14 protein-coding genes are annotated in these 18,381 nt (G+C 58.5%); 9 read left to right on the forward strand and 5 right to left on the reverse strand.

The window, feature by feature from the left end; genetic code table 11:
• Positions 1 to 53 precede the first annotated feature (53 nt).
• The 3 genes from PL640_RS00265 to PL640_RS00275 form a co-directional block, all read right to left on the reverse strand.
• On the reverse strand, positions 54 to 782 hold the full coding sequence (locus PL640_RS00265) for a sugar transferase (RefSeq protein WP_269700575.1): 729 nt from the start codon (positions 780 to 782) through the stop codon (positions 54 to 56).
• A 289-nt stretch (positions 783 to 1,071) separates the two neighbouring features.
• Entirely contained in the window at positions 1,072 to 3,375 is a 2,304-nt protein-coding gene (locus PL640_RS00270) for a transglycosylase domain-containing protein (protein WP_271360484.1), read from the reverse strand.
• 145 nt (positions 3,376 to 3,520) lie between these two features.
• Positions 3,521 to 3,979 carry a YbaK/EbsC family protein gene (locus PL640_RS00275; RefSeq protein ID WP_269700571.1) on the reverse strand — a complete coding sequence of 153 codons (459 nt, stop codon included), beginning with the start codon at positions 3,977 to 3,979 and terminating at the stop codon, positions 3,521 to 3,523.
• 478 nt (positions 3,980 to 4,457) lie between these two features.
• Between PL640_RS00275 and PL640_RS00280 the strand changes: the two genes are divergently transcribed.
• Positions 4,458 to 4,667 (forward strand): cold-shock protein, encoded by a 210-nt coding sequence (locus PL640_RS00280; RefSeq protein ID WP_046799124.1) that lies wholly within the window; start codon positions 4,458 to 4,460, stop codon positions 4,665 to 4,667.
• A gap of 412 nt (positions 4,668 to 5,079) precedes the next feature.
• Here the strand turns inward: PL640_RS00280 and PL640_RS00285 are convergent, their stop codons facing one another.
• Both PL640_RS00285 and PL640_RS00290 read right to left on the reverse strand, forming a co-directional pair.
• Complete coding sequence (locus tag PL640_RS00285) at positions 5,080 to 6,471, reverse strand: dipeptidase (RefSeq protein ID WP_271360485.1); 1,392 nt, start codon at positions 6,469 to 6,471, stop codon at positions 5,080 to 5,082.
• Between the two features lie 241 nt (positions 6,472 to 6,712).
• The gene (locus PL640_RS00290) at positions 6,713 to 7,147 is read right to left on the reverse strand and encodes a MarR family winged helix-turn-helix transcriptional regulator (RefSeq protein WP_046799126.1); all 435 of its coding nucleotides are present in this window, start codon (positions 7,145 to 7,147) and stop codon (positions 6,713 to 6,715) included.
• A gap of 414 nt (positions 7,148 to 7,561) precedes the next feature.
• Between PL640_RS00290 and polA the strand changes: the two genes are divergently transcribed.
• The 8 genes from polA (at position 7,562) to PL640_RS00330 (ending at position 18,324) form a co-directional block, all read left to right on the forward strand.
• Positions 7,562 to 10,561: a DNA polymerase I gene (gene polA / locus PL640_RS00295; protein WP_271360486.1), complete on the forward strand. Its 3,000-nt coding sequence runs from the start codon at positions 7,562 to 7,564 to the stop codon at positions 10,559 to 10,561.
• 77 nt (positions 10,562 to 10,638) lie between these two features.
• On the forward strand, positions 10,639 to 11,358 hold the full coding sequence (locus PL640_RS00300) for a DUF1868 domain-containing protein (RefSeq protein WP_271360487.1): 720 nt from the start codon (positions 10,639 to 10,641) through the stop codon (positions 11,356 to 11,358).
• Positions 11,359 to 11,550: 192 nt separating this feature from the next.
• Positions 11,551 to 11,736, forward strand: coding sequence for a 50S ribosomal protein L32 (gene rpmF, locus PL640_RS00305; RefSeq protein ID WP_003507205.1), 186 nt, complete (start codon positions 11,551 to 11,553; stop codon positions 11,734 to 11,736).
• A 160-nt stretch (positions 11,737 to 11,896) separates the two neighbouring features.
• On the forward strand, positions 11,897 to 13,723 hold the full coding sequence (locus PL640_RS00310) for a sensor histidine kinase (RefSeq protein WP_271360488.1): 1,827 nt from the start codon (positions 11,897 to 11,899) through the stop codon (positions 13,721 to 13,723).
• Positions 13,720 to 15,066 carry a sigma-54-dependent transcriptional regulator gene (locus tag PL640_RS00315; RefSeq protein ID WP_271360489.1) on the forward strand — a complete coding sequence of 449 codons (1,347 nt, stop codon included), beginning with the start codon at positions 13,720 to 13,722 and terminating at the stop codon, positions 15,064 to 15,066. The genes PL640_RS00310 and PL640_RS00315 overlap by 4 nt, the downstream gene beginning before the upstream one ends.
• Before the next feature lie 197 nt (positions 15,067 to 15,263).
• A complete protein-coding gene (locus PL640_RS00320; protein WP_142840752.1) occupies positions 15,264 to 16,247 on the forward strand; it encodes a tripartite tricarboxylate transporter substrate-binding protein in 984 nt (327 codons plus the stop codon).
• 100 nt (positions 16,248 to 16,347) lie between these two features.
• Complete coding sequence (locus PL640_RS00325) at positions 16,348 to 16,809, forward strand: tripartite tricarboxylate transporter TctB family protein (RefSeq protein ID WP_046799131.1); 462 nt, start codon at positions 16,348 to 16,350, stop codon at positions 16,807 to 16,809.
• A gap of 9 nt (positions 16,810 to 16,818) precedes the next feature.
• Positions 16,819 to 18,324: a tripartite tricarboxylate transporter permease gene (locus PL640_RS00330; protein WP_142840753.1), complete on the forward strand. Its 1,506-nt coding sequence runs from the start codon at positions 16,819 to 16,821 to the stop codon at positions 18,322 to 18,324.
• Positions 18,325 to 18,381: the final 57 nt, after the last annotated feature.

Below are 18,381 nucleotides of genomic sequence, written 5' to 3' on the forward strand. Positions count from 1 at the left end.
CCCGGCAGCGATGCCGGGCTTTTTCATTCTGTGGCATGGCAGTTCTTAAACGATCAGAAGCCCTTGCCGCCACGCAATTCGGAAATCACGGTTCCGACCATGATCCTGATGTCCAGCCAGACCGAAAAATTGTCGACGTAATAGAGATCGGAAACAATCCGTGCCCGCGCCTTGTCACTACGATCCGTCGGGCCGCGCAGCCCGCGCATCTGTGCAAGGCCGGTAATGCCTGGCCGCATCTGGTGCCGCATATGATAATGAGGAACCAGCTCTTCATAAGGCCGGCCGGCCGCCAGCATGCCGATGGCATGGCAGCGCGGGCCGACAAGCGACATATCGCCTTTCAATACATTGATAAGCTGTGGCAATTCATCGATGTTGGTGCGGCGGAGAACGGCGCCGATACGGGTTATGCGCGGGTCGTTCTTCACCGTTTGTGCCACACCGGTGGCGTCGCCCAGTTCGGTCCGCATGGAGCGAAATTTATAGACGCGGATTTTTCGCCCGTTCATGCCCCAGCGGATTTGCGAGAACAGAACTGGCCCCTTGCTGTCCAATTTCACCAGCGCCGCAACCGTCAGCAATACGGGTGCCAGTGCGACAAGGGCGATGGACGCCCCTGCAATGTCGATTGTTCTTTTGAGCGCGAACTGGCCGCGCTGCAACGCAGATGGGTTTTTTTCTAAAAAGGAAGTCTGCATTTCCGCCGTTTCGAAACTGGCGGCCGCAGGATAGGGAGCACCGTAAAAAACGGCATGCGATGAGCCTTTAGTACCCAGCATAATATGGAACCCTGAAAAGTTATTTTGAAACAAGAAAATTAATTTATATGAACAATTAATAATTCATTTACCGTAAAAAGTCACCCGAAATGTAGCCGCCTCGGCGCAAAAGGCAATCTAGGGTTAATGCTGGTGCACGCATATGTTGTGGCTTTAGGGCGTCTCCGCTCATGGATGCGGATTTGAAGCACCAAGCCTCTGGAAAACCGGGGACTTTGCGGAAAGTGAGCCTATGGCTGCCGAACCTACTATCGGTCATTAAACCGGCCGGCTCATACCCGATGCGGGGTCAATTTCCCATCAGAATGTCGAGCAGGGTCGTCTGTTTCGGCCCGGATGTCGCAGGGGATTGGCCGCCTATATCCGCTGGCGGCACAGGTCCATTGCCGGCCTGATAGCCGGGTTCGATGTCGCGGGAAGGAATGTTCGCCGGCGGCATGGCCATGCCCGGCTGATTCGGGTTCGGCGAAGCGGGTGCGTCGGGATAGGCGCGGGGGTCCGTTGTTCCGCCGCCCAGCGCATTGGAAATGATGTCGCCGATGGAGGACGGCGCGTTTTCGGGCGCCGGTTGCTGCATTTCCCCAAGCGGCGGCACGGCACCTGCGCCAAGGCCGAAGAGTGGCGAAGGCGAGAGCCCGGAATGGGCGGCGGTCATGAAATCCTTCCAGGCCCTTGCTGGAAGACCGCCACCGGTAACCTTTTTCATCGAGGTGCCGTCGTCATTGCCGAACCAGACGCCCGTGGTCAGATTGCTTGTGTAGCCGACAAAAAGTGCGTCGCGGAAGGATTGGGTGGTGCCGGATTTTCCCGCTGCCTGCCAGCCTTGCAGGCGTGCGGCCTTGCCTGTGCCTTCGGTAATGACGCGCGACAGCATACTGTTCATGGTTGCGGCGATTTCCTCGCTCAGTACACGCGGCGGATTATCGTATTTGTTTTCGTAAAGCACCTTGCCATCGGCATCGGTGATACGCTTGACGATATGCGGAGTCGCCTTGTAGCCGCCATTCATGAAAGGTGCGTAGGAAGCGGTCAGCTCCATCAGTGACACTTCCGAAGTGCCGAGTGCGATGGAGGCATTGTTCTGCAGTTCCGATTCGATGCCCATGCGATGCGCCACCTGCGTCACCCGGTCGGGGCCAACCTCCATCACCAGCTGTGCGGCTATCGTGTTCAGCGAATTGGCGAGTGCTGTGGCGAGGGTCACTTCGCCACGGAATTTCTTCTCGTAATTTTCCGGAGTCCAGTTGCCGATGCGGACCGGCGCGTCGTTGCGAATGGTGTAAGGGGTGAGCCCTGATTCGAGCGCGGCCACATAAACAAAGGGTTTGAAGGCCGAGCCGGGCTGGCGCTTCGCCTTGGCGGCACGGTTGAACTGGCTTTCGGCATAATCAGCCCCGCCGACGACGGCCCGGATCGCGCCCGTGCCATCGATGGAGACCAGTGCCGCCTGCGAAGCGCCCTGCTTCTTGCCATCACCCTGCAAAATATGGGTCAGCGCCTTTTCGGCGTCGCGTTCAAGATTGGGGTCGATGGTCGTATCGACGACGATGTCCTGCTTCACCTCGCCAACCAGGCTGCGCACTTCCTCCAGAACCATATCGGCGGCGTAATGTTCGGCGCCGGACCAGAAACGTTTTGCCTTGGTTGGCGGCTGCGACATGGCAGTCTTGATTTCATCGTCCGTGATGAAGCCGACATCGCGCATGGATTGCAGCACGACCTGCGCCCGCTCCTCCGCCGCCTGCGGATCACGTGCGGGTGAAAGGCGCGACGGGGCCTTCAGAAGCCCGGCAAGCATCGCCGCTTCGCCCAGATTGACGTCACGCGCGGATTTGTTGAAGTAGCGCCGGGAAGCCGCCTCGACGCCATAGGCATTGGACCCGAAATAGACGCGATTGAGATACATCGCGAGAATCTGGTCCTTGGTAAATTCATGCTCCAGCCAGAACGACAAAAGCACTTCCTGAACCTTGCGCTCCAGCGTCCGGTCGGGAGAGAGGAACAGGTTTTTCGCCAGCTGCTGTGTCAGCGTCGAGCCGCCCTGCACTGTTCGCCCCGTCAGCACATTCGTCACGATTGCACGGCCGAGACCCAGCGGATCGATGCCGAAATGCGAATAAAACCGCCGGTCCTCGATCGCCATGACGGCCTGGGGAATATAAGGCGACATGTCTTCCAGCGCGAGCGCCTCGCCGCCTGTCGTGCCGCGATTGGCAAGCACGCTGCCATTGACCGAAACGATCTTCACATTCGGCGGGCGTTCGGGAATGGACCAGCTGCTGGCGCTTGGCATGCGTGCGCCATAATAAAGGACAAGGCCTGCAACGCCGATACCGCCCCAGATGCCGAGTACGATGCACCAGTAAAAGAGGGAGCGGACAATGCCCGTCGCACCGCGGCCGGAGGAATTGCATGAGCGCTTTTCTTTTTTCTGCGATTTGGCGCGACCGGTGGTGGCCTTCGGCTTTCTGGCGGGCTGCTTTGCGGTTCCGCTGATGCGTTCGCTGGCGTCGAGGCGCAGGTCATCGCCGGACTCGTGGAAATCCCCGAAGGAAGGTTCTACCCGATCGCGTGATTTGCCCTTGCCTGCCATCCAGCCGAAATTGCTCCTTAATTCACGAGACCGCGCATCCATATGACCTTCAGGCTTCTATGCCAGCGCGATCCTTAATCCAGGATGAAGAGTTTAAATGCGGCAATTTAAGGCGGGGTTAAGCCCAGACGGGATCAAATCGCCGTCATTGGCAGACATCGACCCATTCCGCTCCCGTCAATTCAGCCATGGCATCGGGCGAAATCCGCACCGCCGCATTGGTGGCGCCGGCCGCCGGCACCACCTCGTCATAGTTTTTTAGCGATATGTCGCAGAACACCGGCAGAGGTGAGGGCAGCCCGAAAGGGCACACGCCACCGATGGGATGGCTGGTCACTGCAACCACGTCTTCCGGCCCCAGCATGCGCGGCTTGGCGCCGAAATGATCACGGAATTTCCGGTTGTCGAGCCGCTTCGTACCGGCGGTGACGACGAGAAGAATGGTGTCGCCGGCCTTCAGGCAGATTGTTTTGGCAATCTGGTCCGGCTCGACGCCATGCGCTTCGGCAGCCAGCGCGACGGTCGCCGAACTGGCTTCCGTTTCGATAACGGTCACTTCCGGCAATTTCTCGGTGAAGAAGGCTCTCACGGATTCGATAGTCATGCGTATTTATTAGGCGGTAAGCGAGGGAGCTTCAAGACGCCAGGAGATAGCTATGCATTTTGTGCAATGCTGCGCTGCGATGAAGTGTCTGTTTTTTGAGCTGATATCCTGTATGTTCAAACCATCGAAGCGACGCACTCCTCCTCCCAGCGTCGCCCGATTGGACTGACAATACTCCTCCTCCCAATTGTCAGTCAGTTTCAAGAACCCGGCGCACCTCCTCCCGCGCCGGGTTTTTGCTGTTTAAAGCCCTGTTTTCAGCGGCTTCGGTTTGGCAGCGCTTCACAAAGATCACACCGTTTTTCAAAGAAACTTGACTTTTGGCCCCTGCCAACCTAGGTGTTCGCCCATCGATATTTGTTTGACGACCAGAGCTTCGGCGCCTTTTTGGGTGCACACGACGATCTTTCCTTCAAATTCGACCCAAGACCGCACTGCCAGCAGTGCAAATACAATTTGCCAACGGAAGGAAATCGTTATGGCGACTGGTACAGTAAAGTGGTTCAACGCAACCAAGGGCTACGGCTTCATTCAGCCTGACGACGGTTCGCAGGACGTATTCGTGCACATCTCCGCTGTTGAGCGCGCTGGTCTGACCGCCCTCAACGACGGTCAGAAGCTCTCCTACGAGCTGATGCAGGATCGTCGCTCGGGCAAGATGTCCGCAGGCGAACTCGTCGTTTCCTGATAAGCGCTTTGGCCCCCACGGGTCATTGACATGAATGGAAAGGCCGGATTTTTCCGGCCTTTTTCTTTTGGAGGACGGTCCTGAACCGGCTGGCCTTGAAAAGAACGGATCGCATACCAATATAGGGTTCAACAGTGTTTCGGATGAAAACTGTCGGGCGGGCATTTTGATAATGCCGCTGTGATCGCGTTAACCAAAGATTAACCGAAACAGCTGATCCTGACCGTGAAAGCAGCGTCGACATGATCGACGCGCTCTGAAGCATCAGACCGTTGAACGCTTTGACCACGGATGTACTGGCATTGACGAAAAACGGATGGAAAGGTCGGGCTTGCCCGGCCTTTTTGTTTTTGAGCGCCAAAAGCAGAAAAAGGAGGAGGAGCCGGGTAGCCGACGCCTCCTCTTTTTTTGGTTATTTTGCCGCCAGCGCGTCGAGAATGCGGACCCAGGAGCGGATGCCCTTGTGGAAGGACTGCAGGTCGTATTTTTCATTGGGCGAATGAATGCGGTCGTCGGTGAGGCCGAAGCCGACAAGCAGCGAATCCATGCCCAGCATCTTCTGGAAATCACCGACGATCGGGATCGAGCCGCCCATGCCGATGACGACGGCGGGATTTGGCCACTCGTCCGAAAGGGCGTTTTTGGCCTTGGTCAGCACGGGTGAATCGTAGGAAAGCTGGATGGCTGGTGATGCGCCATGCTCTTGAAACTCCACCGAGCAATCCGCCGGGATTTTCGAGCGTACATAAGCCCGGAAGCTCTCGCGAATGGCTGCGGGGTTCTGTTCGCCAACCAGACGGAAAGACACCTTGGCGGAAGCTTTTGCGGCGATCACGGTTTTGAAGCCGTCGCCGGTATAGCCGCCGATAATGCCGTTGACTTCCGCCGTCGGTCGCGCCCAGGTCTGCTCCAGCACGGTGCGGCCTTTTTCGCCCGAGGGAACCGACAGGCCGACTTCACCGAGGAAGGCTTCCGCCGTGCGCCCCAGCGTTTCCCAGGAGGCCTTGATGTTGGCAGGGGTTTCCTCCACGCCGTCATAGAAGCCGGAAAGTGTGACACGGCCGGTTTCGTCATGCAGGCCGGCCAAAATATCGGTGAGAATGTGGATCGGATTTGCCGCCGCACCGCCGAACAGGCCGGAATGTAGATCACGGTCAGCCGCGGTGATGACGATTTCTTCACCGACGAGGCCGCGAAGGGCGGCGGCAATGGCGGGCGTATCGCGATCCCACATGCTTGTATCGCAGACCAGCGCATAATCGGCCTTCAGCTCATCTGCATTGGCTTCGAGGAACGGCTTCAGCGAGGGCGAGCCGGATTCCTCTTCGCCCTCAAAGAGGATGGTGACGCGGACTGGCAGGCCGCCATTGACGGCCTTATAGGCCCGGCAAGCTTCCACGAAGGTCATCAGCTGGCCCTTGTCGTCAGCCGTTCCGCGGCCGGTAATCACCTGACGGCCAGCGCCGATATCCTTGATCGCCGGCTCGAATGGGTCATTTTCCCAGAGATTGAGCGGATCGACCGGCTGCACATCGTAGTGCCCATAAAAAAGCACATGTGGTGCGTCCTTGGTGGCTGCATCGTGATGCGCCACCACCATCGGATGACCGGCCGTATCGCGCACGGAAGCCTCAAAGCCCAGTGAGGAAAGCGTTCTGACCAGCCATTCCGCCGCCTTGCGGCATTCCGCCTTATAGGCGGGGTCCGTGGAAATCGACGGAATGCGCACCAGTTCGAACAGCCGCTCGAGGCTGGATGTAAGATTGTCGTCGGCGGTGGAAAGAATGGGGGAAACGTCTGTCATCGCTGATCCTGTCATGTCTGTCGTGACCCGGCGATGGACGAGGCATCCGGGCATCGCGCATCGCGTGGGAACAAGGGGCTGACGTGTCGTGAATCGCCAAACGTGCAGCCGCCGGAACGATAGAGCAGTTCAGGAAAACTGCGAAGCGGTTTTACATCCGAAATTACGCATAAACAAAAACCCGGGCCCTCAGCGATGACAGGTCTCAGAGCAGATAAGCAGCTGTTTGTAGAGGCGAATGCTATTTCGCTTTTTTTGCGCTTTCGATCGCCCGGCGCATATATTCCAGCAGAAGCTGCCTTTCGAAACGACGGAAATCCTTAAGCAGCGTCTCTTCGGTGGCCTCGGAGGCTGCAATGGCATTCGCCTCCAGATCCCTGCCGCGCTGGGTCAGCTCGATGATCTGGGCGCGGCGGTCGCTGGGATGGGATTTGCGGATGATCAGCCCGTCGCGCTCCATACGTGAGAGCGTATTGGCAAGCGTTGCCTGCTCGACGTCGATTCTATCGAGCAATTGCCGCTGCGTCAGGCCTTCCTCATGCCATAGCTCGATCAGGATGGGGAATTGCCCGGGGGAAAAACCAAGGGCAGCGGCTCTTTTTTGCAGCGCCATGGTGAATTCCCGCGCCATTTTCGTGGCGAGATAAATTGCCGATTCGTCCCGGGAAAATCCCATTCTTCCGTCCGTAGAGCATTTCCGCCGGCACATTCCGGCAATTCGATAGCGCGATATATATCGTATGATATGTTTGCGCCAGCCCGGAATCCGGCACAAAATAAAACCGCCATGGCCGGGAGGGATCGGCCATGGCGGTCATATTGGAGGACAAAGGCCCGGAGAGGGGGAAAGGCCTTTGTCCGGTCTGACGCGGCGGGGGACGAGCCAGCTATCAGACTACGGCGTGATCAGGCGCCGTCCCTTATGAAATGTGTCTCCAAATACGGCTTTTCAAGGGAGGAGCTGATTACAAATCGGTAACGTTCGGGTGAATTCTCAGCGCTTTTCGGGCCGCCTCGTTTCCAGTGCTTTGCGGTGTGTTGTGCGAAGTTTCGGTGGACGCCAGAACGGCCCCGCGCTATCCATATCGCCATGAAAAAAGGCGATCATCTCTTCCTCGTTGACGGTTCCGGTTTCATTTTCCGGGCGTTCCATGCCATTCCGCCGCTGAACCGCAAGTCGGACGGGCTGCCGGTCAACGCCGTCTCCGGCTTCTGCAACATGTTGTGGAAGCTCTTGAAGGATGCGCGCAACACCGATGTCGGCGTGACGCCAGCACACTTCGCCGTTATTTTCGACTATTCGTCGAAAACCTTCCGCAATGAACTTTATGATCTCTACAAGGCCAACCGTTCCGCGCCGCCTGAAGATCTGGTTCCGCAATTCGGCCTGATCCGCGAGGCGACACGCGCCTTCAACCTTCCCTGCATCGAGACCGAAGGCTTCGAGGCGGATGACATCATCGCCACCTATGCCCGCCAGGCGGAGGCGATCGGCGCCGATGTTACGATCATCTCTTCCGACAAGGATCTGATGCAGCTCGTCACGGCCAATGTGCATATGTACGATGCCATGAAGGACAAGCAGATCGGCATCCCTGACGTCATCGAAAAATGGGGCGTTGGCCCGGAAAAGATGATCGACTTGCAGGCGATGACCGGCGATTCCACCGACAATGTGCCCGGCATTCCCGGCATCGGGCCGAAGACGGCGGCGCAATTGCTGGAGGAATATGGCGATCTCGATACGCTGCTGGCGCGGGCGGGCGAAATCAAGCAGCAGAAGCGCCGGGAAAACATCATCGCCAACGCTGATCTTGCCCGTCTTTCCAGGCAGCTCGTGGCGCTTAGAACCGATGTGCCGCTGGAGCAGTCTCTTGAGGCGCTGGTGCTTGAACCGCAGAACGGCCCGAAGCTCATCGCCTTCCTGAAGGCGATGGAATTCACGACGCTGACCCGCCGCGTTGCCGAAGCGACCGACAGCGACGCCTCTGCCATCGACCCCGCCAATGTGCCGGTTCAGTGGGGGGCGGATGCCCATGGTCCCGATCTCGATGCGCCTGCTTCGGCAGTCGCCATTGGTGACGTGGCCGCCGGCGCAACTGCCGCCTCGGCTTCGCCCTCTGTTTCGGCGAGAAAGCTGACCGGAGAAGGCAGCGCGCCTGCCGATCTCGCCGCCGCGCGCCAAGTGCTTTTTTCAGCCGCCAAGATCGATACGACCGCTTACACGACGATCAGAGACCTTGCAGAACTGGACCGCTGGATTGCTGCAGCCCGTGAGACCGGCGTCGTCGCCTTCGACACGGAAACGACTTCGCTTGATCCGATGCAGGCGGAACTTGTCGGTTTTTCGCTGGCCATCGCCGACAATGGCAAGGACGCCTCGGGCGCCGATATCCGCGCTGCCTATGTTCCCTTGACGCACAAGACCGGCTCCGGCGGCGATCTTTTCAGCGATGGTATCAAGCTTGCCGAAGGGCAGGTGCCATTTGCCGAGGCGCTGGCGCGTTTGAAAAGCCTGCTTGAGGACCCGGCGGTTCTGAAAATCGCCCAGAACCTCAAATATGACTATCTGCTGATGAAACGCCATGGCGTCGTCATGCAGAGCTTCGACGATACCATGCTGATTTCTTATGTTCTCGAGGCCGGCAAGGCCACGCATGGCATGGATTCGCTGTCCGAACGCTGGCTCGGCCACACGCCGATTGCCTACAAGGATGTAGCGGGATCGGGCAAGTCGAGCGTCACCTTCGATTTCGTCGACATCGACAAGGCGACGGCTTACGCCGGGGAAGACGCGGATGTCACCCTGCGCCTCTGGATGGCCCTGAAACCCCGGCTCGTCGCCGAGCGGCTGACCAGTGTTTACGAGCGGCTGGAGCGCCCTCTGGTGCCGGTTCTGGCGCATATGGAGGAACGCGGCATCACCGTTGACCGGCAGATCCTGTCGCGCCTTTCCGGTGAACTGGCGCAGAAGGCTGCCGCCTTCGAAGAGGAAATCTACGAGCTGGCGGGCGAGCGTTTCAACGTCGGATCACCAAAGCAGCTCGGCGATATTCTGTTCGGCAAGATGGGCTTGCCCGGCGGCTCCAAGACCAAGACCGGCCAATGGTCGACATCGGCGCAGGTTCTGGAAGATCTGGCAGCGGAAGGTGCAGAGCTGCCACGCAAGATCGTTGACTGGCGGCAGCTGACGAAGCTGAAATCGACCTATACGGATGCGCTGCCGGGATACATCCATCCCGAGACGAAACGGGTGCATACCTCCTACGCGCTCGCTTCCACCACCACGGGGCGTCTGTCGTCCTCGGAGCCGAACCTTCAGAATATCCCGGTGCGCACGGCGGAGGGTCGCAAGATTCGCACGGCCTTCATCTCCACGCCCGGTCACAAGCTTCTGTCCGCTGACTATAGCCAGATCGAGCTGCGCGTGCTGGCTCACGTCGCCGATATTCCGCAACTGCGCAACGCCTTTGAAAACGGCATCGACATCCATGCAATGACCGCATCGGAAATGTTTGGCGTGCCGGTGGAAGGCATGCCGTCGGAAGTGCGCCGCCGCGCCAAGGCCATCAATTTCGGCATCATCTACGGTATTTCGGCTTTCGGTCTCGCCAACCAGCTGAGCATCGCCCGCTCGGAGGCGGGCGAATATATCAAGAAATATTTCGAGCGGTTTCCCGGCATTCGCGATTACATGGAAGCGACCAAGGCTTTCGCCCGCGAAAACGGCTATGTCGAAACGATTTTCGGCCGCCGGGCGCATTATCCGGAAATCCGCTCTTCCAACCCTTCGGTGAAAGCCTTCAACGAACGGGCGGCCATCAATGCCCCGATCCAGGGTTCTGCCGCTGATATCATTCGCCGCGCGATGGTCCGTATAGAGCCGGCACTGGAAGCGGAGAAGCTCTCTGCCCGCATGCTTTTGCAGGTGCATGACGAACTCATCTTCGAAGTCGAAGAAGCGGAAATCGAAAAAACCCTGCCCGTCGTCGTCTCCGTCATGGAAAACGCGGCCATGCCGGCCATTTCCATGAAGGTGCCGTTGCAGGTGGATGCGCGTGCTGCGGAGAATTGGGACGAGGCGCATTGACCGGCCATCTGATCGGTCAATGTCATTGGTTTGTTGCGTGCGCAGATTAGGGGAAGCCTCTCACAAGGAGTTCCCCGATGCACGCCCCGCTTGTCTCGAAAGATCTGGAATATTTCTCCGTCAACAGCCACGATATGCCACCGCGTCATCTTGGCAGCCGTTATAATTTGGACGGCGAATTTCTGCCCGAGCCGGGCAACACGGTGGTTTGCCATCTCGTCGAAGGATCGCAGGGCGAAAGCGCGATCATCAGGACGCGCCAGCGCTTTCTGGATATGCCGGAAGCATCGCAGCTCGCCTTCACACCGGTTTCCAGCCTGCATATGACGGTGTTTCAGGGCATCATCGAATTTCGGCGCGCTCTGCCCTATTGGCCGGAGAACATGCCGCTCGATACGCCAATTGACACAATGACGGACTATTATCGCGACCGTCTTTCGGCCTTTCCCACCCTTCCGGTTTTCAGGATGCAGGTGACTGGCCTCAAGCCCACAGGACTGGTGATGCAGGGTGTGACCGCGCAAGACAACCGGATCGTTGCGTTGTGGCGCGATGCGTTTGCCGAAGCCTTCGGTTACCGGCATCCCAACCATGAAAGTTATGAGTTCCATATTACGCTGTCTTACATCACGCGCTGGTTCGATCCGGAATGCCTGCCGCGCTGGCAGGCGATGCTTGATGAGGAACTGGAAGAACTGCGTGCGGCAGCGCCGATCATCGAGATGCGCCCACCGGCTTTCTGTGAATTCAAGGATATGAACCACTTCAAGGAGCTTGTCGTTTTTGATAAGAGGTGAGGCATGATTTGCTACGCCTGACGGCGGCCCGTTGCACCAATTCCGCTGAATCGGAAAAAATGCGCGTCAGGGCTGGTCAAAGCCCGTTTGGGCATGTATAAGCGCGCCAAATTTCCGATATCGAGACACCCGACATTCGGCCTTTGGTTCTGGCCGGTTCCGTTGTTTCGCCGCTAAAGTGGAGTAACAAAAATGGCTGTACCAAAAAGAAAAACAAGCCCGTCCAAGCGCGGCATGCGCCGCTCGGCTGACGGTCTCAAGTCTGCAACCTACGTTGAAGACAAGAACTCCGGCGAACTGCGCCGCCCGCACCATATCGATCTGAAGACCGGTATGTATCGTGGCCGTCAGGTTCTGACGCCGAAGGAAAGCGCATAAGCTTTTCTGAAATCTTATTTGCAAAAAACCGGCCCTCGTGGCCGGTTTTTTGTTTTCTGAAGGTGGCGTCAGTCAAAGGCGGGTCACTTGGAAAATAAGATAACACCTCTTACACTCCCTTTGGGAGTTAGCGGGAGCCTGATGTGGGAGAGGAGCTTCGGTGAAATATCGCTGGATTTTGCTGATATTTCTCAGCCTCGGTCTCGGTTATGGCGCCGTGACAAGGGGTGGCGGCATTATCGCGGAAAGCTATTTCGGCGAAGTCTCCGATCAGGGGCGTACCACTCTGAGGTTGGCCGTCTCGGCGCTCGGCGGGCTTTTGAGCCGTTACGAGCCGCTGCCAGCCCTGATTGCCGACCACGACGACATTGAGGAACTGGTCGCGCATCCGAAGGATGAGGCGCTGCGCCAGCGTGCCAATGTCTACCTGAAATCCATCAACACCCTGCTGGAATCCTCCGATATCTACATCATAACGCTGGACGGAGAGACCGTCGCGGCCAGCAATTATGATGGACCGACCAGCTTCGTTGGCGAGAACTTCAGCTATCGCCCCTATTTTCAAGATGCTGCCAAGGGCTTCCAGTCACGATTCTTCGCGCTTGGCACGACCTCCTTCAAGCGCGGTTATTATTTTTCCGCCCCCATTCTCTTTAATGAGGAGATCAAGGGCGTCATCGTCTTCAAGGTCGATATCGAAGGCATAGAGGCCTCCTTCGGTGATGGCGAGAACCGTATTCTCGTTTCCGATCCGGAAGGCATCATTTTCATGACCGGAACGCCGCAATGGCTCTATTCCGGCTTGATGCCGCTGACACCCGAAAGGTTGGCGCGCACGGAGGCCTCCCGTCGATACGCAAATGCTGCACTGAAGGAGCTGCCGCTGAAAAACGGCAATTTCGGCTCCCATCAACTGATGACGATCACCCAGAATGACGGGGAGAGGGAATATATGGTCCTTTCCCAGCCGATGCCGGATGCCGGCTGGACCGTCAGCGTGCTGATGGATACGGGTTCAGTCAGAACACAGGTCAAGACGGCGATGATTGCCATCATCCTGTGCCTGTGCCTCGCCGCCGCCCTCATCGCCGCCATCCTGCAGAGACGGCGGCGTCTGCGTGAGCGCCTGACGCATCAGGCCGAGGCGCAGGCGGAGCTGGAGCGCCGGGTAGAGGAACGCACCGCCGATCTCGCCCGGGTCAACCAGGAGATCAAGCACGAGATTGCCGAACGCCGTCAGACCGAGAAACAATTGCGCAAGATGCAGAATGATCTGGTGCAGGCGGGTAAGCTTGCCGCACTCGGTCAGATGTCGGCGGCTCTGTCGCACGAGTTTAACCAGCCGCTTGCCGCCGCCAAGAACTATGCGGAAAACGCTTCCCTCCTGGTGGAGCGCGGGCGCCTGGACGATGTGACGGAAAATCTCAGACGCATTTCGGGCCTCATCGATCGTATGGCGTCCATCAGCAAACACTTGAGGAATTTCGCCCGCAAGCCCAACGAAAAAATGGCGGCGGTCGGTCTGGAGGCCGTGCTTCGCGATACGCTGGAAATCGTCGGTGCGCGGCTGAAGGCTGCCAATGCGGTGCTGGATGTCGATCTTGGCCCGGTGCCGCTTGCGGTGAAGGCCGGCTCAGTGCGGCTGCAGCAGGTGCTCGTCAACATCATTTCCAATGCTGCCGATGCCGTGGAAGGGCGCGAGGATCGCCGCATTTCCCTGCAGGCTGTGCAGCATGACCAGACAGTGTCGATTTTCATTCGCGATCGCGGCCCCGGCGTGCCGCCGGCGATTTCTGAACGCATCTTCGATCCCTTCTTCACCACCAAGGGTGTAGGGCGCGGTCTCGGCCTTGGCCTTTCCATCTCCTACAACATCATCAAGGATTTCGGCGGCCAGTTGCGTGTGCGAAACCATGAAGAGGGTGGGGCGGAATTCGAAATCGAATTGCCGGCAGCCGCCTATCGAATGGAGGTGGCCGCCGAATGACCATGTCGCGGGTTCTGTTGATCGATGACGAGGAGGAGCTGCGTTTCTCCACCGCACAGGCGCTGGAGCTTTCCGGTTTCGCCGTCACCATGCTGGCGAGCGCCGAACATGCGCTCGAACTTATCGGTTACAGCTTTGATGGCGTCGTGGTCAGCGATATCCGCATGCCCGGCATGGATGGCATGACGCTGCTGCAGAAGGTCCGGGAGCTTGACCCGGAAATACCTGTCATCCTGATGACCGGCCATGGCGATGTGCAGCTGGCCGTCAACGCCATGCGCAACGGCGCTTATGACTTCATCGAAAAGCCGTTTACGCCGCAATATCTCGCCGGCATCATCAAAAGGGCCAATGACCGGCGGGCGCTGGTGCTGGAAAACCGCCGTCTCAAAGCGGTGGCGGGCAAGAACGACGATCTCGAGACGCGCCTTCCCGGCCGAACCCAGATCATGGTCGATCTGCGCTACCGCATCCGTGCCATCGGCGCGACGGACGCCGATACGCTGATCGTCGGCGACACCGGTGCAGGCAAGGAGGTGGTGGCGCGGGCGCTGCATGATATCAGCGCCAGAGCCAACCGGCCCTTCGTCGCGATCAATTGCGCCGCCCTTCCGCAGACGCTGATCGAAAGCGAACTCTTCGGCCATGAGGCCGGCGCTTTTCCGGGTGCGCTGCGCCCGCGTTACGGCAAGTTCGAGCACGCCCGTGGCGGTACCATCCTGCTGGATGAAATCGGCTCCATGCCGTTCGAATTGCAGGGCCGGTTCCTGCGTGTCTTGCAGGAGCGGGTTATTACCCGCCTCGGCTCCAATGAAACCGTGGAACTCGACGTCCGTTTCATTGCCACCAGCAAGGTCGATCTGGAACAGGAAGTCGCCGCGGGCCGGTTCCGCGCCGATCTTCTTTATCGCCTGAATGTCGCGACAATCCTCGTGCCCTCCCTGTCGCAGCGCAGTGCCGACATACCGCTGCTCTTCCTGCATCTGGTGCGGGAGGCTGCCGCCCGTTACGGGCGGGAGGATGTGGACGTGCCGCAACAACTGCTTTCAGTCGTTTCCCTTCGCGAGTGGCCTGGCAACGTACGTGAATTGCGCAATGCGGCGGACCGCTTCGTCCTTGGTCTGGAAAGTGATGCTTCCGAAGCCTCGCCGTCGTTTCAGGACGATGGCAGGGAAGGGCTTGCCACAAGGGTTGCAGCCTATGAAAAAAGCCTGATTGCACGCGCGATTGCCGTCCATGGCGGCAATCTGAAATCCGTCTATGAGAGCCTCGGCATTTCCCGCAAAACGCTTTACGAAAAAATGCAGAAATACGAGCTGCACCGTCATATGACAGAGGTGTGATGGGTGGATTTCCACCCACGTATGAACCCCTATGGGTAGAAATCCACCCATTGCCGTTTGTGACGACGATAAAAGCGCATCTCTTGGCAAGACCGCCGTTGCTGAACGACAATCCCGGATCGCAAATAGCTCACCCCGGCCGCCATAGAGGAGTATGCGCGGCTGAAGTGGCGAAAATTTTCATCCGGGAGGAATCGATGAAAATACTGAAGACAGTCACCGGCCTTGCTGCCGCCGCTGCCGTTTCCCTTTTTGCGCTGTCCGCATCCGCTCAGAATTATCCCGAGCGTAACATCACCATGGTCGTGCCTTTTGCTGCCGGTGGCCCGACGGATACGGTCGCGCGCCTTGTTGCCGAATCCATGTCGAAGGATCTTGGCCAGCAGATCATCGTCGAAAATGTCGGCGGCGCGGGCGGCACGCTCGGTGCTGGCCGTGTGGCTTCGGCGGATCCGGACGGTTACACGGTTCTCTTGCACCATATCGGCATGGCAACCAGCGCCACGCTCTATCGCAAGCTCGCCTATGACACGACAAACGCTTTCGAATATGTCGGTCTGGTCACCGAAGTGCCGATGACCATTCTGTCGCGCAAGAACCTCGAGACGAAGGACCTCAAGGGTCTGATCGACTACGCCAAGGCGAACAAGGACAAGGTCACCGTCGCCAATGCCGGCATCGGCGCCGCATCGCATCTGTGCGGCATGTTGTTCATGAGCGCCATTGAGACGCCGCTGGTCACCGTTCCCTACAAGGGCACAGGCCCGGCCATGACCGATCTGCTCGGCGGCCAGGTCGATATCATGTGCGACCAGACCACCAACACCACCAAGCAGATCCAGGGCGGAACCGTGAAAGCCTATGCCGTAACCACGGCCAAGCGGCTCGACGTGCTTCCGGATGTGCCGACGGTCGCCGAAGAAGGCCTGCCGAAACTCGAAGTCGGTATCTGGCACGGCATCTATACGCCGAAGGGCACGCCTGCTGAAATCAACGAAAAGCTCTCCAAGTCGCTGCAGGTTGCGCTGAAGGACAAAAATGTCGCGGCTCGTTTTGCCGAACTCGGCACGACGCCTTCCCCTGAAAGCGATGCGACGCCCGCGGCACTCAAGGCCAAGCTTGAAAGCGAAATCGCTCGCTGGAAGCCGGTTATCGAGTCCGCCGGCCAATATGCCGATTGATGATCAGGAAGTGACCGGCGGCGTCTCGCCGCCGGTTTTCTGCCGTCATTTTTAACGCGCGGAACGGTGTATTGCCGGCCGCAGTGGAGGGGCATCTTTCATGAAGTCGTTTTTCATTGACCCTGCCGAAGCAGCCTGCGGGGCCATATTCATCGGTTTTGGCGCTTTTTTCGCCTTGCAATCCTTCGGGCTGGAAATCGGAACCGCCTTTCGCATGGGGCCGGGTTATTTCCCGCTTGTTCTGGCAATCGTGCTGATCCTGCTCGGCAGCGTCATATTCTTCCGCGCCACCCGCGTGCAGGGTGATGTCATCGGCGCCATCGCCTGGCGGGGGATTTTTTTCATCCTGCCCGCGCCGATCTTTTTCGGCTTCACGGTCCGCGGATTGGGTTTCGTGCCAGCACTGTTTTTCAGCGCGCTTATCGCAGCCTTCGCCTCGCACAAGATGAGCCCGCTGATGGCCGTCGTTATTTCTGCCGCCATCACGGTCTTCTCCGTTGCTGTGTTCAATTATGGTCTCGGCCTGCCATTCCAGCGCTTCGGCCCCTGGCTTAAATTTTGAGGCGCCCCGATGGATTTGCTCAATAATCTCGCTCTCGGTTTCGTCACCGCTTCGTCGCTGGCAAACCTATTTTTCTGCCTGATCGGCGTATTGCTCGGCACCCTCATCGGCGTGTTGCCGGGCATCGGCGCAACGGCGACCATCGCCATGCTGCTGCCAATCACCTTTCAGCTTGAGCCCGTCTCCTCGCTGATCATGCTCGCCGGCATTTATTACGGCGCGCAATATGGCGGTTCCACCACGGCCATTCTCATCAATATGCCGGGGGAGTCTTCCTCCGCCGTGACTGCCATTGATGGTTACCAGATGGCACGCAAGGGCAAGGCGGGTGCTGCACTTGCAATCGCCGCCATCGGCTCGTTTTTCGCGGGTACGGTTTCCACCTTCCTCGTGGCAATCTTCGCTCCACCTCTGACGGCGATCGCGCTGGAATTCGGTGCCGCTGAATATTTCTCGCTGATGGTCGTCGGCCTTGTCTCGTCCATCGCACTTGCCCATGGCTCCATCGTCAAGGCGCTGGCCATGGTCGTGCTCGGTCTGTTGCTTGGTCTGGTTGGTACGGATATCTATAGCGGTACGCCGCGCTTCACCCTCGGCATCCGCGAATATGCCGATGGCCTGAACTTCGTTGCGGTCGCCGTGGGCGTCTTCGGTATTGCGGAAATCCTGCGCAATCTCGAGAACGAACGCACCCGGTCGGTGCTGATCGCCAAGGTCAGTAGCCTGATGCCGTCTAAGGAAGATTTCAAGGCCATGATCGGCCCGGTGCTGCGCGGCACGGTTATCGGCTCGGCTCTCGGCATCCTGCCGGGCGGTGGGGCAATTCTTGCGGCCTTTGCCTCTTACACGGTGGAAAAACGCGTCTCCAAGAACCCGGAAGAATTCGGGCATGGCGCGGTTGCCGGTGTTGCCGGTCCGGAATCGGCCAATAATGCCGGCGCGCAGACCTCCTTCATCCCGTTGCTGACCCTTGGCATTCCGGCCAACCCGGTCATGGCGTTGATGATCGGTGCGATGATCATTCAGGGCATCGTGCCAGGCCCGAACGTTGCAACCGAACAGCCGGCGCTGTTCTGGGGCATCATCGCCTCCATGTGGATCGGCAACCTGATGCTCGTCATCCTCAACCTGCCGCTGATCGGGCTGTGGGTGAAGCTGTTGACGGTGCCTTATTACGTGCTGTTCCCCATCATCATGGCCTTCTGCGCCATCGGGGTCTACAGCGTTAATTCCAACGTCTTCGATCTCTATGCCGTCGCCTTCTTCGGTTTCATCGGTTACGTGCTGGTGAAACTGCGCTGCGAGCCTGCCCCACTGCTTTTGGGCTTCGTGCTCGGGCCGCTGCTGGAGGAAAACCTGCGTCGCGCCATGATCCTGTCGCGTGGCGATCCGACGACCTTCGTCACCCGCCCGATCAGCGCCACCCTGCTTTTCATCGCTCTGGCCGTCCTGATCATCGTCTTCCTGCCCAGCGTGAAGAAGAAACGCGAAGAGGTTTTCGTGGAAGAAGACTGAGCAATATCAAACCGTGAGGCGCCGGCGATGGAAGCATCGCCGGCTTTTTTGTGTCTG

The organism is Agrobacterium sp. ST15.16.024, assembly GCF_027956545.1.
GTDB classification, from domain to species: Bacteria; Pseudomonadota; Alphaproteobacteria; order Rhizobiales; family Rhizobiaceae; genus Agrobacterium; species Agrobacterium cucumeris.